2 protein-coding genes are annotated in these 15,911 nt (G+C 75.4%); both read left to right on the top strand.

The window, feature by feature from the left end; all coding sequences use genetic code 11:
- Window positions 1-15,636 (top strand): non-ribosomal peptide synthase/polyketide synthase (locus ACFVGY_RS02700; protein ID WP_385669808.1); only part of this gene is annotated, 15,636 nt, incomplete at its 5' end.
- On the top strand, window positions 15,633-15,866 hold the full coding sequence (locus ACFVGY_RS02695; protein ID WP_385669805.1) for an MbtH family protein: 234 nt from the start codon (window positions 15,633-15,635) through the stop codon (window positions 15,864-15,866). The genes ACFVGY_RS02700 and ACFVGY_RS02695, both read left to right, overlap by 4 nt.
- Window positions 15,867-15,911: the final 45 nt, after the last annotated feature.

Here is a 15,911-nt window from a genome sequence, read left to right as displayed (position 1 = left end):
CGGTCGCCGGAGGCGTTCTGGCGGCTGCTGGTGGAGCAGCGGGTGACCGTGCTGAACCAGACGCCGTCGGCGTTCTACCAGCTGATGCAGGCCGACGCGGAGGCCCCGGGCGCCGGACTGTCGCTGCGGTGGGTGGTGTTCGGCGGGGAGGCGCTGGAGCCGGCGCGGCTGGCGGGCTGGTACACGCGGCACGCGCCCGATGCCCCGGTGCTGGTGAACATGTACGGCATCACCGAGACCACCGTCCACGTCACCCACACCGCCCTGGACGCCCACTCGGCGGACGACCCCGCCAGCCCCATCGGGACGGCCGTCCCGGACCTGCGCACCCGTGTACTGGACCGCCGGCTCCGCCCGGTGCCCCCGGGCGTCGTCGGCGAGCTGTACGTGGCCGGGGCCGGCCTCGCCCGCGGCTACCTCCACCGGCCCGGGCTCACCGCCTCCCGCTTCGTCGCCGACCCGTACGGACGGCCCGGCACCCGCATGTACCGGACCGGTGACCTCGTCCGGATGCGTGCCGACGGCTCCCTGGAGTACGCGGGCCGGTCCGACGACCAGGTCAAGGTACGCGGCTTCCGCATCGAACCCGGTGAGATCGAGGCCGAGCTCGCCGCGCACCCCGACGTCGCCCAGGTCGCCGTCCTCGCCCGCCACGACCGCGACCGGGCGGACGACACCCGCCTCGTCGCCTACGTCGTCCCCACCGCCGGGGCCGCGGCCCACCCGGACACCCTCCGCACCCACCTGCGGGAGCGGCTGCCCGACTACATGGTCCCGGCCGCGTTCGTCGCCCTCGACGCGCTGCCGCTGACCGTCAACGGCAAGCTCGACCGCGCCGCGCTGCCGGAGCCGGAGTTCACGCCGGCCGTCGCCGGGCGCGCCCCCCGCACCCCGCGGGAGCAGGTGCTCGCCGAGCTCTTCGCCGACGTGCTCGGCGTACCGCGGGTCGGGATCGACGACAACTTCTTCGATCTCGGCGGGCACTCCCTGCTCGCCACCCGCCTCGTCGCCCGCGCCCGCGCCGCGCTCGGCGTCGAGCTGGAGCTGCGCGCCCTGTTCGAGACGCCGACCGTCGCCGGCCTGGCCACGGGCGTGGCCGACGCGGCCACGGCCCGGGCCGCCCTGGTGCCGGCGCCCCGGCCGGAGCAGCTGCCGCTGTCGTCGGCACAGCACCGGCTGTGGTTCCTGCACCAGCTCGACGGGACCGGCACCGCCTACCACATCCCGCTCGCCTGGGACCTCACCGGAACCGTCGACCGCGCCGCCCTGGACCGCGCCCTCGGCGACCTCGTCGCCCGGCACGAGATCCTGCGCACCGTCTACCCGCACATCGACGGAGAGCCCCGGCAGCTCGTCCTCGACGCCGAGCGGGCCCGACCGGCCCTGGCCGTCACCGGCACCGACGAGGCCCGGCTGCCCGCCCTGCTCCACCGGGCCGTGGGGCGCCCGTTCGACCTGGCCGCCGAACCCCCCGTGCGGGCCGCACTGTTCACCACCGCACCCGACCGGCACGTCCTGCTCGTCGTCGTGCACCACATCGCGGGCGACGGATGGTCCCTCGGGCCGCTCGCCCGGGACCTCGCGGACGCGTACGCGGCGCGCTGCCGCGGCGAGCAGCCGGCCCGGCCCGCGCTGCCCGTGCAGTACGCCGACTACACCCTCTGGCAGCGGCAGCTCCTCGGCGACCCCGCCGACCCGGCGAGCCCGGCCGCCCGCCAGACCGCCTACTGGACGAAGGCCCTGGCCGGGCTGCCCGAGCAGATCCCGCTGCCCACCGACCGACCCCGCCCGGCGACGCCCTCGTTCCACGGCCGGCAGCTGCCCGTCGCCCTGGACGCGGAGCTGCACGCCCGACTCCTCGGCCTCGCCCGGCAGCGCGGCGCGAGCCTGTTCATGGTGCTCCAGGCCGGCCTCGCCGCCCTGCTGAACAAGCTGGGCGCCGGCGACGACATCCCGATCGGCAGCCTCATCGCCGGCCGCACCGACCAGGCGCTGGACGAGCTCGTCGGCTTCTTCGTCAACACGCTCGTGCTGCGCACCGACACCTCCGGCGACCCGAGCTTCGCCGAGCTCCTCGGCCGCGTACGGGAACGGGCCCTGGCCGCCTACGCCCACCAGGATCTGCCGTTCGAGCACGTGGTCGAGGCCCTGAACCCGGCCCGGTCGCTGTCCCGCCAGCCACTGTTCCAGGTGCTGCTCGCCCTGCAGAACGTGCCGCGCGGAGAGTTCGCGCTGCCGGGTGTGCGCGCGGGGATCCGGCCCGTGCACGCGTCCACGGCCATGTTCGACCTGTCGTTCCACCTCCTGGAGCGCGGCGCCGGGGAACCGTCCGGCGTCCACGGCTACGTCGAGTACGCCACGGACCTGTTCGACGCCACCACCGTGGAGCGGCTCGTCACCCGCTGGGTACGGCTCCTGGAAGAAGCCGCGGCCGACCCCGACCGGCCGATCGGCCGGTACGACGTCCTCCTCCGCGACGAACGCGCCCGGCTCACGGCGACCCCCGCCCCGGCGGTCGGCGAAGGCGCGGGCGTCGGCTCCGCGAGCCTGCCGGAGCTGTTCGAGGCGCAGGTCCGCAAGCACCCGGACCTCCCCGCGGTCGTCTTCGAGGACACCGTGCTCACGTACGAGCAGCTGGGCGCCCGCGCCAACCGGCTCGCCCATGCCCTGATCGCCCGGGGCATCGGCCCCGAGGACGTGGTGGCGATCGCGCTGCCCCGGTCGGCGGAGGCGGTCGTCGCCGTCCTCGCCGTCCTCAAGGCCGGCGCCGCCTACCTGCCCGTGGACCCCGCATACCCGCCGGCCCGGCGCGCGCTCATGCTGGCGGACGCCCGCCCCGCCCTCGTCCTCGACGACCCGGCCGACACCGACCCGGGCCCCGGCCACCCGGAGACCGACCCCCGCGTGGCCGTCGGCCCGCACCATCCCGCGTACGTCATCTTCACCTCGGGCTCCACCGGCCGCCCCAAAGCCGTCGTCATGCCCTCGGGCGCTCTCGCGAACCTCCTGCACTGGCACCACCGGGCCCTCGGCGGCCGGCCCGGCACGCGCACCGCGCAGTTCACCGCCGCCGGCTTCGACGTCTCCGTGCAGGAGACCCTGTCCGCGCTGCTGTTCGGCAAGACCCTCGTCGTGCCGACCGACGAGCAGCGGCGCAGCGCCGAACTGTTCACCGCCTGGCTGGAACGCCACCGCGTCGAGGAGCTGTACGCGCCGTCGCTCGTCCTGGAGGCGGTCGCCGAAGCCGCCGAGGAGCACGGCCGCGACCTGCCCGACCTGCGCCTGATCGCCCAGGCGGGCGAGGCGATGCGGCTCGGCGACGCCCTGCGCCGCTTCCAGTCCCGCCACCCCGGACGGCGGCTGCACAACCACTACGGGCCGGCGGAGACCCACGTCGTCACCGCGTACGCCCTCCCCGCCGACCTCGGCGACTGCCCGCTGCCCGTGCCCGTCGGCCGCCCCGTCGACCACACCCGCGCGTACGTCCTCGACGCGGCCCTGCGCCCCGTACCCACCGGCGTGCCCGGCGAGCTGTACCTGGCCGGGGCGTGCCTGGCCCGCGGCTACCTCGGCCGGCCCGGCCCCACCGCGGAACGCTTCGTCGCCGACCCGTACGGGCCGCCCGGCACCCGCATGTACCGCTCGGGCGACCTGGCGCGGTGGCGTGCGGACGGGGAGCTGGAGTTCCTCGGCCGCGCCGACCACCAGGTGAAGGTCCGCGGGTTCCGCATCGAGCCCGGCGAGATCGAGGCCGCGCTGACCGCCCACCCGGACGTGGCCCGGGCCGCCGTCGTGGCCCGCGAGGACCGGCCCGGCCACACCCGGCTCGTCGCCTACGCCGTCCCGGCCGCCGGCGCCGCCGCGGCCCCGGACCTGCTCCTGGACCACCTGCGCGAGCTGCTGCCCGACCACATGGTGCCCTCAGCCCTCGTGGCCCTCGACGCCCTGCCGCTGACGCCCAACGGCAAGCTGGACCGCGCTGCGCTACCGGCCCCGGCCCCCGACAGCCGCCCCGCCGGCACCCCGCGCACCCCGCAGGAGCAGATCCTGTGCGACCTGTTCGCCGAGGTGCTCGGCCTGCCCCGGGCCGGCGCCGGCGACGACTTCTTCGAGCTCGGCGGCCACTCCCTGCTCGCCACCCGCCTGGTCTCCCGGATCCGCGCCACGCTCGGCGTCGAACTGCCCCTGCGCAGCCTCTTCGAGGCCCCCACCCCCGCAGGCCTCGCCCGTCGACTCGGCGACGCCGACCGGGCGGCCCGGCCCGCGCTCGCCGCCGTCGAGCGGCCGGAGCGGCTGCCGCTGTCGTTCGCGCAGCGTCGCCTGTGGTTCCTGCACCAGATGGAGGGCGCGGGCGCCGCCTACCACATGCCGCTCGCCCTGCGGTTGCGCGGCGCCCTGGACCGTACGGCACTGCAGGCCGCACTCACCGATGTCGTGGCCCGGCACGAGGCGCTGCGCACCGTCTTCCCGCAGGACGGCGGCGTACCCCGGCAGCAGATCCTGGCCGCGGACTCCGTACGCCCGTCCCTGACCGTCACCGCGACCGATGAGGCCGGGCTCCCCGCGCTGCTCACCGCCGCAGCCCGCACCGCCTTCGACCTCGCCGCCGAACTCCCGCTCCGAGCAGCCCTGTTCGAGCTGGCGGAGGACGAGCACGTCCTGCTGCTGACGCTGCACCACATCGCCGCCGACGGCTGGTCGCTGCGGCCCCTCTCCCGGGACCTGGCGGCCGCGTACGCGGCCCGCCGCCGGGGCGAGCAGCCCGCACGGCCGGCGCTGTCGGTGCAGTACGCCGACTACACCCTCTGGCAGCGTGACCTCCTCGGCGACGAATCCGACGCGCACAGCGTCTACGCCCGCCAGCTCGCCCACTGGACCGACGCCCTCGCCGGGCTGCCCGAGCAGGTGAGGCTGCCCGCCGACCGGCCCCGCCCGGCCGGCACCACCCACCGCGGCGGCCTCCTCGCCGCCCGCATCGACGCCGGACTGCACCGCGCGCTCACCACGCTGGCCCGCCGCAACGGGGCGAGCCTGTTCATGGCCCTCCAGGCCGGCCTCGCCGCCCTGTTCACCCGGCTCGGGGCGGGCACCGACATCCCCGTCGGCAGTCCGGTGGCGGGCCGTACCGACCAGGCACTGGACGACGTCGTCGGGTTCTTCGTCAACACGCTCGTGCTGCGCACCGACACCTCCGGGGACCCGTCGTTCGGGGAGCTCGTGCGCCGGGTCCGGGAGCAGGCCCTGGCCGCGTACGCCCACCAGGACGTGCCCTTCGAGCACCTGGTCGAGGCCCTCAACCCGGCCCGTTCGCTCTCCCACCACCCGCTGTTCCAGGTGATGTTCGCCCTGCAGAACGCGCCCGAGGGCGACTTCGCCCTCGACGGCCTGGACACCTCCCCCGTGCCCGTCGCCACCGGCACCGCACGGCTCGACCTGGCCATCGGGATCACCGAACGACGCCGGCCGGACGGAGCCCCCGACGGGCTGGAGGCGGTCGTCGAGTACAGCGCCGACCTCTTCGACGAGACCACCGTCCGGACCCTGTTCGACCGGTGGACGCGGCTCCTCGCGGCCGCCGCCGCGGAACCCGACCGGCCGATCGGCGGCCTGGAAATCCTCGACGCCGACGAACGGCACCTGCTGCTGCACGAGCGCAACGCCACCGCGCGGCCGGTTCCCGACCTCGCCGTTCCGCAGTTGTTCGAACAACAGGCCGCGCTGCGCCCGAACGCCCCCGCCGTCGTCGCCGGGGACGTGACGCTCACGTACGGGGAGTTGAACGCGCGGGCGAACCGGTTCGCGCGGGCGCTGGTCGGGCGGGGTGTGGGGGCGGAGGACGTGGTGGCGTTGGTGTTGCCGCGTTCGGTGGAGCTGGTGGTGGGGGTGCTGGGGGTGATGAAGGCGGGGGCCGCCTATCTGCCGGTGGATCCGGAGTACCCGCGGGCGCGGATCGCGCTGATGCTGGACGACGCGCGGCCGGCGCTGGTGGTCGACGATGCGGCTCTGGTGACGGACACGGACGGCTTCGCGGACACGGATCCGGGTGTCGCGGTGGATGTCCGCCAGGCCGCCTACGTCATCTACACCTCGGGCTCGACCGGCCGGCCCAAGGGCGTCGTCGTCAGCCACGCCGGAGTGCCCAGCATGGTCGCCGCCCAGGCCGAGCGCCTCGCCGTCGCCCCCGGCAGCCGCGTGCTCCAGTTCACCTCCGTCGGCTTCGACGCCTCCTTCTGGGACCTGTGCGGGGCTCTGCTGACCGGCGCCTGCCTGGTGCTCGCCCCCGGTGACACACCGATGGCAGCCTTCGCCGAAGACGCCCCGGAGGCCACCCATGTGCTCCTGCCGCCTTCGGTGTTGGCCTCGTTGGGTGAGGGTGCGCTGGGTGTGTCGACGCTCGTGGTCGGGGGTGAGGCGTGTGGTGCGGAGTTGGTGGCGCGGTGGGCGCCGGGTCGGCGGATGGTGAACGCGTACGGTCCGACGGAGGCGACGGTGTGCACGACGATGAGCGCGCCGTTGGTGCCGTCGGGTGGGGTGCCGCCGATCGGGCGTCCGATCGCGAACGCGCGGGTGTACGTGTTGGACGAGGGGTTGCGGCTGGTTCCGCCGGGTGTGGCGGGGGAGTTGTACGTGGCCGGTGCGGGTCTGGCGCGCGGGTATCTGGGGTGTGGTGGGCTGACGGCGGGCCGGTTCGTGGCGGATCCGTTCGGTCCGGCGGGGTCGCGGATGTACCGGACCGGGGACGTGGTGCGGTGGCGGGCCGACGGTGAGCTGGAGTTCGTGGGGAGGGCGGACGAGCAGGTCAAGGTCCGCGGCTTCCGCATCGAGCCCGGTGAGGTCGAGGCCGTGCTCGTGTCGCACCCGGCCGTCGCGCGGGCCGCGGTCGCCGTCCGCGACGACCGCCTCGTCGGCTACGTCGTCCCCGACAGCGGTGCCGTACCCCGCCCCGGCGCACTGCGGGCGTACCTGCGGGACCGGCTCCCCGGCCACATGGTGCCGAGCGGGTTCCTCGTCCTCGATGCGCTTCCGCTGACCCCGAACGGCAAGCTCGACAGGGCAGCCCTGCCCGCGCCCGACCTCACCTCTGACGCCCCCGGCCGAGAACCGCGCACCCCGCAGGAGCACGTGATGGCCCGGCTGTTCGCCGAGGTGCTCGGCGTCGACCGCGTCGGCGTCGACGACAGCTTCTTCGACCTCGGCGGCCACTCGTTGCTCGCCACCCGCCTGGTCTCGCGCGTCCGTTCCGTGCTGGGGGCCGAACTCGCCCTGCGCACCCTGTTCGAGAGCCCGACCGTCGCCGGCGTCGCCGTGGCCCTCGGCCGCGCCGGGCACGCCCGGCCCGCGCTGACCGTCACCGACCGGCCCGAGCGGGTGCCGCTGTCGTTCGCGCAGCGCCGCCTGTGGTTCCTCCAGCAGATGGAAGGCCCGGCCGCGACCTACAACGTCCCGTTCGCACTGCGGCTGTCCGGGCAGCTCGACGAACGGGCACTGGCCGAAGCGCTCGCCGACGTCACCGCCCGGCACGAGACACTGCGCACCGTCTTCCCCGAGGAGCAGGGGGTCCCGTACCAGAAGGTGCTCGACCCCGACGGCGCACGTCCCCGCATCCGCGTCACCCACACCGGCGAGAGCGGGCTGCCGCAGGCCCTCGCCGAGGCCGCCCGCCGCCCCTTCGACCTGGCCGCCGAAACGCCGCTGCGCGCCGAACTGTTCGTGCTCGCCCCCGGGGAGCACGTACTGCTGGTCGTCGTGCACCACATCGCCGGCGACGGCTGGTCCACCGGACCCCTCTCCCGCGACCTCGCCGCCGCCTACGCGGCACGCCGTGCCGGCGGCAAGCCCGCATGGGAGCCGCTGCCCGCCCAGTACGCCGACTACACCCTCTGGCAGCAGGACCTGCTCGGCGACCCGACCGACCCCGACAGCCTTTTCGCACGACAACTCACCTATTGGAAGGAGCAGCTGGCCGAAAGCCCGGAGGGAATCCGGCTGCCCGCCGACCGGCCCCGCCCCGCCGTCGCCTCCTACCGGGGCGAACACGTCCTCCTGGAGCTGGACGCCGAACTCCACGCCGCCCTGGCCGGCCTCGCCCGCGCCTCGGGAGCGAGCCTGTTCATGGTGCTGCGGGCCGGCCTCGCCGCCCTGCTCACCCGGCTCGGCGCCGGCACCGACCTCTGCGTCGGCAGCCCCATCGCCGGACGCACCGACCAGGCCTTGGACGACGTCGTCGGGTTCTTCGTCAACACGCTCGTGCTGCGCACCGACACCTCCGGGGACCCGTCGTTCGGGGAGCTCGTGCGCCGGGTCCGGGAGCAGGCCCTGGCCGCGTACGCCCACCAGGACGTGCCCTTCGAGCACCTGGTCGAGGCCCTCAACCCGGCCCGTTCGCTCTCCCACCACCCGCTGTTCCAGGTGATGTTCGCCCTGCAGAACGCGCCCATGGGCGCCTTCGAACTGCCCGGCCTGCACGTGACGCCACTCGTCGTCGCCACCGGCACCGCCAAGTTCGACCTGGGCTTCAACCTGTACGAACGCCACGGCGCCGACGGAAGCCCCGCCGGCATCGCGGGAGCGGTCGAATACGCCACCGACCTGTACGACCGGGCCACCGTGGAGACCCTCGTCGACCGGTGGACGCGGCTGCTCCGCACCGCTGCCGCGGACCCCGACCGACCCCTCGGGCAGATCGAGGTCCTGTCCGACGACGAACGGCACCGGCTGCTGGAGGAGGTCAACGCCACCGCCGTACCCGTCGAGCCCGTCGCACTGCCGGACGCCTTCGCCCACCGGGCGCGGACCGGCGCCGATGCCGTCGCCGTCGTCGCCGGGGACGTGACGCTCACGTACGGGGAGTTGAACGCGCGGGCGAACCGGTTCGCGCGGGCGCTGATCGGGCGGGGTGTGGGGGCGGAGGACGTGGTGGCGTTGGTGTTGCCGCGTTCGGTGGAGCTGGTGGTGGGGGTGCTGGGGGTGATGAAGGCGGGGGCCGCCTATCTGCCGGTGGATCCGGAGTACCCGCAGGCGCGGATCGCGCTGATGCTGGACGACGCGCGGCCGGCGCTGGTGGTCGACGATGCGGCTCTGGTGACGGACACGGACGGCTTCGCGGACACGGATCCCGGTGTCGCGGTGGATGTCCGCCAGGCCGCCTACGTCATCTACACCTCCGGTTCGACCGGCCGGCCCAAGGGCGTCGTCGTCAGCCACGCCGGCATCGCGCACCTCGTGGCCGCCCAGGTCGAGCGGTTCGCGATCGACGCGAGCAGCCGGGTGCTCCAGTTCGCCTCGCCCAGCTTCGACGCCTCCGTCTCCGAGATGTACACCGCGCTGCTGACCGGCGCCACCCTCGTCCTGCCGCCGCCCGGATCCCCCTTGTCGGCCCTCACCGACCGCGCCTGCGCCGTCACGCACGTCACGCTGCCGCCTTCGGTGTTGGCGTCGTTGGGTGAGGGTGCGCTGGGTGTGTCGACGCTCGTGGTGGCGGGTGAGGCGTGTGGTGCGGAGTTGGTGGCGCGGTGGGCGCCGGGTCGGCGGATGGTGAATGCGTACGGTCCGACGGAGACGACGGTGTGCGCGACGATGAGCGCGCCGTTGGTGCCGTCGGGCGGGGTGCCGCCGATCGGGCGTCCGATCGCGAACGCGCGGGTGTACGTGCTGGATTGCGGTCTGCGGCTGGTTCCGCCGGGTGTGGCGGGGGAGTTGTACGTGGCCGGTGCGGGTCTGGCGCGCGGGTATCTGGGACGCGGTGGGCTGACGGCGGGCCGGTTCGTGGCGGATCCGTTCGGTCCGGCGGGGTCGCGGATGTACCGGACCGGGGACGTGGTGCGGTGGCGGGCCGACGGTGAGCTGGAGTTCGTGGGGAGGGCGGACGAGCAGGTCAAGGTCCGCGGCTTCCGCATCGAGCCCGGTGAGGTCGAGGCCGTGCTCGCGTCCCACCCGGCCGTCGCGCGGGCCGCGGTCGCCGTCCGCGACGACCGCCTCGTCGGCTACGTCGTCCCGGCCCCCGGACGCGGCGACGCCCGCGACCGCGGCCGGGAGCAGGACCACATCGACGGATGGCGGGAGATCTACGACGCGCTGCCGCTGAAGTCCGCCACCGCCCGGCTCGGGGACGACTTCACCGGCTGGAACAGCAGCTACGACGCCCGCCCGCTCCCCGAGGAGGAGATGCGGGAGTGGCGCGACGCCACCGTCGCCCGGATCAGGGCGCTGCGGCCCCGCCGCGTCCTGGAGGTCGGCGTCGGCACCGGACTCCTGCTCGCCCACCTCGCCCCCGACTGCGAGGAGTACCGGGCCACCGACTTCTCCGCCACGGCCGTCGACGCCCTCGCCGAGCACGTGCGGCGCGATCCCCACCTGTCCGGGCGGGTCGTCCTGCACACCCGGCCCGCGCACGACACGCAGGGACTGCCCGCGGGCACCTTCGACACCGTCGTGCTCAACTCGGTCGTCCAGTACTTCCCGAGCGCCGACTACCTGCTCGACGTGATCCGGAAGCTGATGGACCTGCTCGCCCCCGGCGGCACCCTGTTCCTCGGCGACGTACGCAACCTGCGGCTGCACCGCGCCCTGGCCACGGCGGTCCGGCTGCACCGGCCCGCCGACCCCGGAGAGGACGCGGCGCAGCTGCGGCGGGCCGTCGAGCAGGCGGTGCGCGGGGAGGAGGAACTCCTCGTCGACCCCGACTTCTTCACCGCCCTGCCCGGCCACGTCGACGGCCTCGGCCCCATCGGGATCGAACTCCGGCGCGGCCGCCACCACAACGAACTCACCCGCCACCGCTACGACGTCACCCTGCACAAGCAGCCCGCCGGGGCGGGGTCCCCCGACGGCGCCGTCGAAGCCGCCTGGGGACGGGCCGTCGGAAGCCTGGAAGAGGCCCGCAACCTCCTCGGCGCGACCGAGGCACCGCTCCTGCGGATCACCGGCGTGCCGAACGCCCGCGTCACCGCCGAGGTCGCCCTCGACCGCGCCCTGCGCGAGGGCGAGGCCACCGCGGAGGAACTGCGGGCCCGGCTCCGCCCCGCACACGACGCCGGCACCGACCCGGAGGACTGGTACGCCCTCGGCGCCGCCTGCGGCCGCGGCGTGCACGTCACCTGGTCCGCGACCGCCCCGGACGCCGTCGACGTGGTGTTCACCGACCCGGACCGGCTGCCGGCCGGTCACTGCGTCGCGCCGTACCGGCACACCCCGCCCGCCGGACGCCCGCTCGGCACGCTCACCAACGTCCCCGGCGGCGGCCGGGCGCCCGGCTCCCTCGTCCGCGGCCTCGGCGACCTCGCCCGCGAACAGCTCCCCGCCCACCTCGTCCCGGACGCCTTCGTCGTCCTGGACGCCCTGCCCCTCACCGGCAGCGGCAAGCTCGACCGGGCCGCCCTGCCGGATCCGGAGTTCACCCGCACCGCCGCGGGCCGCGCACCGCGCACCCCGCAGGAGGAGCTGCTGGCCGGACTGTTCGCGGAGGTCCTCCAGGTCGGCCGGGCCGGCGTCGACGACAGCTTCTTCGACCTCGGCGGCCACTCGCTCCTCGCCACCCGCCTCGTCTCCCGCGTCCGTGCCGCCCTCGGCGTCGAACTCGACGTACGCGCCCTGTTCGAGGCACCCACGCCCGCCCTGCTCGCCACCCGGCTCGACACGGCCGGCGCGGCCCGACCCCCGCTCACGGCCCGGCCCGCCCGCCCCGAGCGCGTACCCCTGTCGTACGCCCAGCGCCGCCTGTGGTTCCTGCACCGCATGGAGGGCCCCGCCGCCACCTACAACATGCCCCTGGCCCTGCGCCTGACCGGCGCCCTCGACCGGGCCGCCCTGCGGGACGCCCTCGCCGACGTCGTCGCCCGGCACGAGAGCCTGCGCACCGTGTTCCCCGCCGCGGGCGGCGTGCCCCACCAGCACGTCCGCGCCGCCGACGAGGCCCGGCCCGGGCTGCCCGTCACCGGCACCGACGCGGCGGCCCTGCCCGGGCTGCTCGCCGCGGCCGCCCGCCGGGGTTTCGACCTGGCCACCGAACCGCCACTGCGGGCCGAGCTGTTCGCCCTCGCACCCGGTGACCACGTCCTGCTCGTCGTCCTGCACCACATCGCCGGCGACGGCCAGTCCATGGGCCCGCTGTCCCGGGACCTGGCCACCGCGTACGCGGCCCGCCGGCAGGGCGAGGAGCCCGCGTGGGCGCCGCTGCCCGTGCAGTACGCCGACTACACCCTGTGGCAGCACGACCTGCTGGGCGAGGCCTCCGACGGCGGCAGCCGCCTGGCCGCCCAGTTGGCCTACTGGCAGCAGACCCTGGCAGGGCTGCCCGAGCAGATCCGGCTGCCCGCCGACCGGCCCCGCCCGGCCACCGCCTCCCAGCGCGGCGGGATCCTGCCGCTGCGGATCGACGCCGCACTGCACCGCAGGCTGCGCGACGTCGCCGCCGGGCACGGCACCAGCCTGTTCATGGCCCTGCAGGCCGGGCTCGCGGCCCTGCTGAGCCGGCTCGGCGCGGGCACCGACATCCCGGTCGGCTCGCCCGTCGCCGGCCGCACCGACCAGGCCCTGGACGAGCTCGTCGGGTTCTTCGTCAACACGCTCGTCCTACGCACCGACACCTCCGGTGACCCGGGCTTCGCCGAGCTCCTCGGCCGCGTACGGGAACGGGCCCTGGCCGCCTACGCCCACCAGGACGTGCCCTTCGAGCACCTCGTGGAGGTCCTCAACCCGACCCGCTCCCTGGCCCACCACCCCCTCTTCCAGGTGATGCTGGCCCTCCAGAACACGCCGGCGGGCGCGTTCACCCTGCCCGGCCTCGACACGGCCCCGCTGGCCGTGCCGACCGGCACCGCCCGCTGCGACCTTACCTTCAGCCTCGCCGAGCAGTACGCCGACGACGGCACCCCCGAGGGGCTCACCGGCGCGGTGGAGTACGCCACCGACCTGTTCGACGCCCCGACGGTGGTCGCCCTCGTCGCCCGCTTCGTCCGGCTGCTGGAAGCCGCCACGGCCGACCCCGGCCTGCCGGTCAGCCGCATCGACCTGCTGTCGGCCGAGGAACGCCGCCGCCTCCTCGCCTTCGACCGGGAGACCGGCGCCGTACCGGGCGCTGGCCGGTCCCTTCCCGAGCTCTTCGCCGACCGGGTCCGGGCCACCCCCGACGCGGTCGCCGTGGCGGACGCCGCCGGCACCCTCACGTACGCCGCCCTCGACGCCCGCGCAAACCGCCTCGCCCACGCCCTCGCCGGGCAGGGCGTCGGCCCGGAGACCCCGGTCGCCGTGCTCATGGAACGCTCCGCGGACCTGGTCGTCGCGCTGCTCGGCATCGTCAAGGCCGGCGGCGCGTACGTGCCCCTCGACCCCGGCTTCCCGCCCGCCCGTGTCGACCTCGTCGTCCGGGAGACCGGCGCCGCGCTCGTCCTCACCGAGGACGTGTTCACCGCCCTGATGGCCTCCGAGGTCCGCACCGGCGCACCCGGCACCGTCTGCCGGCCCGGGCAACTGGCGTACGTCATGTACACCTCCGGCTCGACGGGGCACCCCAAGGGAGTCGCCGTCACCCACGCCGACGTGGCCGGACTGGCCCTCGCCGACTGCTGGTCCGGCGGCGCCCACGAGCGGGTGCTGATGCACTCGCCGACGGCCTTCGACGCCTCCACCTACGAACTGTGGGTGCCGCTGCTGGGCGGCGGCCGGATCGCCGTCGCCCCGCCCGGCCGGCTCGACGTGCGCGACCTGTGCGCCGCCGTCGCCGAGCACGGCGTGACCGGACTGTGGCTGACCGCGGGCCTGTTCCGGCTGCTCGCCGAGGAGGAGCCGGGCGGGCTCAAGGGGGTCGACGAGGTGTGGACGGGCGGCGACGTCGTGTCCGCGGCCGCGGTGGCCCGCGTGATGGACGCCTGCCCGGGCATCCGGGTCACCGACGGCTACGGCCCGACCGAGACCACCACCTTCGCCACGCACCACCGCATGACCACCGCTCCCGACACCACCCGCACCGTGCCCATCGGCCGCCCCCTGCCCGGCATGCGGGCGTACGTGCTCGACGAGCGCCTGCGCCCCGTCCCCGCCGGGGTGACCGGGGAGCTGTACCTCGCCGGCACCGGAGTCGCCCGCGGCTACGCGGGCCGCCCCGCCGCGACCGCCGAACGGTTCGCCGCCGACCCCTACGGCCCGCCCGGGCAGCGCATGTACCGCACCGGCGACCTGGCCCGTCGGCTCCCCGACGGCACGTTCGAGTTCGCGGGACGCGCCGACGACCAGATCAAACTGCGGGGCTTCCGCATCGAGCCCGCCGAGGTCGAGGCCGCCCTGGTCCGCTGCCCCGGCGTGGCCCAGGCCGCCGTCGTCGCCCGCGAGGACCGGCCCGGCGACAAGCGGCTCGTCGCCTACCTCGTGCCCGAAGCCGGGGCCGACGTACAGGTGCGGGACCTCGCGGAGCGGATCCGCCGCGACCTGCCGGCGTTCATGGTCCCGGCCCACTTCACCCCGCTCGACGAGCTGCCGCTGACCGCCAACGGCAAGATCGACCGGGCCGCGCTGCCCGCGCCCGAGTACGGCGACGGCGTCGAAAGCACCGGACGCGGCCCGCGCAGCCCGCAGGAACAGGTCCTGTGCGACCTGTTCGCCGAGGTCCTCGGACACCCCGGCGTCGGCATCGACGACGGCTTCTTCGACCTCGGCGGGCACTCGCTGCTGGCCGCCCGCCTCGTCGCCCGCGTCCGCGAGACCCTCGGCGTCGACCTCGGCCTGCGCACCCTCTTCCAGACCCCGACCGTCGCCGGACTCGCCGACCGGCTCGCCCCGGGCGACGCCGACGACTCCCTCGGCGTCGTCCTGCCGCTGCGGCCCACCGGCCCGGCCACCCCGCTGTTCTGCATCCACCCCGGCGGCGGCATCAGCTGGTGCTACAGCGGACTGCTCGGCCACCTCGGCCCCGAACACCCGGTGTACGCGATCCAGGCCCGCGGCCTCGGCCGGGACGAGCCCCTGCCCGCCTCCTACGAGGAGATGGCCGCCGACTACGTCGAGCAGATCCGCAGGATCCGCCCCGAAGGCCCGTACCTGCTGCTCGGCTGGTCGGCCGGCGGGCTCGTCGCGCACGCCGTCGCCACCGAACTCCAGCGGCAGGGACAGCACACCGCCCTGCTCGCGATCCTCGACGCCTACCCGGTCGTCGACCTCACCTTCGACGAGGCGCCCGTCCCCACCGAACGCGACGTCCTGGCCGGCATGCTCGACTGCGCCCCGGAGGAGATCGGCGACGCGCCCCTGACCCCCGGCGAGGTGACCGAGATCCTGCGCCGCCGTGGCAGCGCCCTGGCGAGCCTGGACCAGCGGCACATCGAGGCCATCGTCACCATCATGATCAACAACGCGCGGCTGTCCCTCGCCCACCGGCCGGCCGTGTTCCACGGGGACGTGCTCCTGTTCAACTCCACCATCGACCGGGAGCAGGACTCCCCGGGCGCCGACGCCTGGCGCCCGTACGTCACCGGCGGCATCGACTCGCACGACATCACCGCCCGCCACGACCGCATGACCCAGCCGGGATCGCTCGCCCAGATCGGCCCCGTGCTCGCCGCCCGCATCACCGAGACCGAGCGGCGCCTCCCGGCCCCCGGCCACCACCACCCGACCAGCCCCGACCACGAGGAGAACCCGTCATGAACAACCCCTTCGAGGACGAGGACGCCACCTACCTGGTGCTCGTCAACGACGAGGCCCAGTACTCCCTGTGGCCCTCCTTCGCCGACGTGCCCGCCGGCTGGACCGTCGCCCACCCGGAGGACGGCCGGGCCGCCTGCCTGGAGTACATCGAGCGGACCTGGACCGACATGCGGCCCAGGAGCCTCGTCGAGGCCATGGACGGCACGGGCGGGGAGCCGGCCGTCTCCTGACCACCGCCACCGGCGGGCGGCGTGCCCGGCACCCCCGGCCACGCC

Origin of the sequence: Streptomyces sp. NPDC127106 (genome assembly GCF_042677605.1) — a bacterium.
In the GTDB taxonomy this organism is placed as follows: domain Bacteria; phylum Actinomycetota; class Actinomycetes; order Streptomycetales; family Streptomycetaceae; genus Streptomyces.
The sequence above is the reverse complement of the archived record's forward strand: the minus strand, read 5'-3'. Positions and strand labels throughout refer to the sequence as shown.

Coding starts and splice junctions, on each gene's coding strand:
- ACFVGY_RS02695 (WP_385669805.1), top strand. CDS start 15,633: ATGAACAACCCCTTCGAGGACGAGGACGCCACCTACCTGGTGCTCGTC.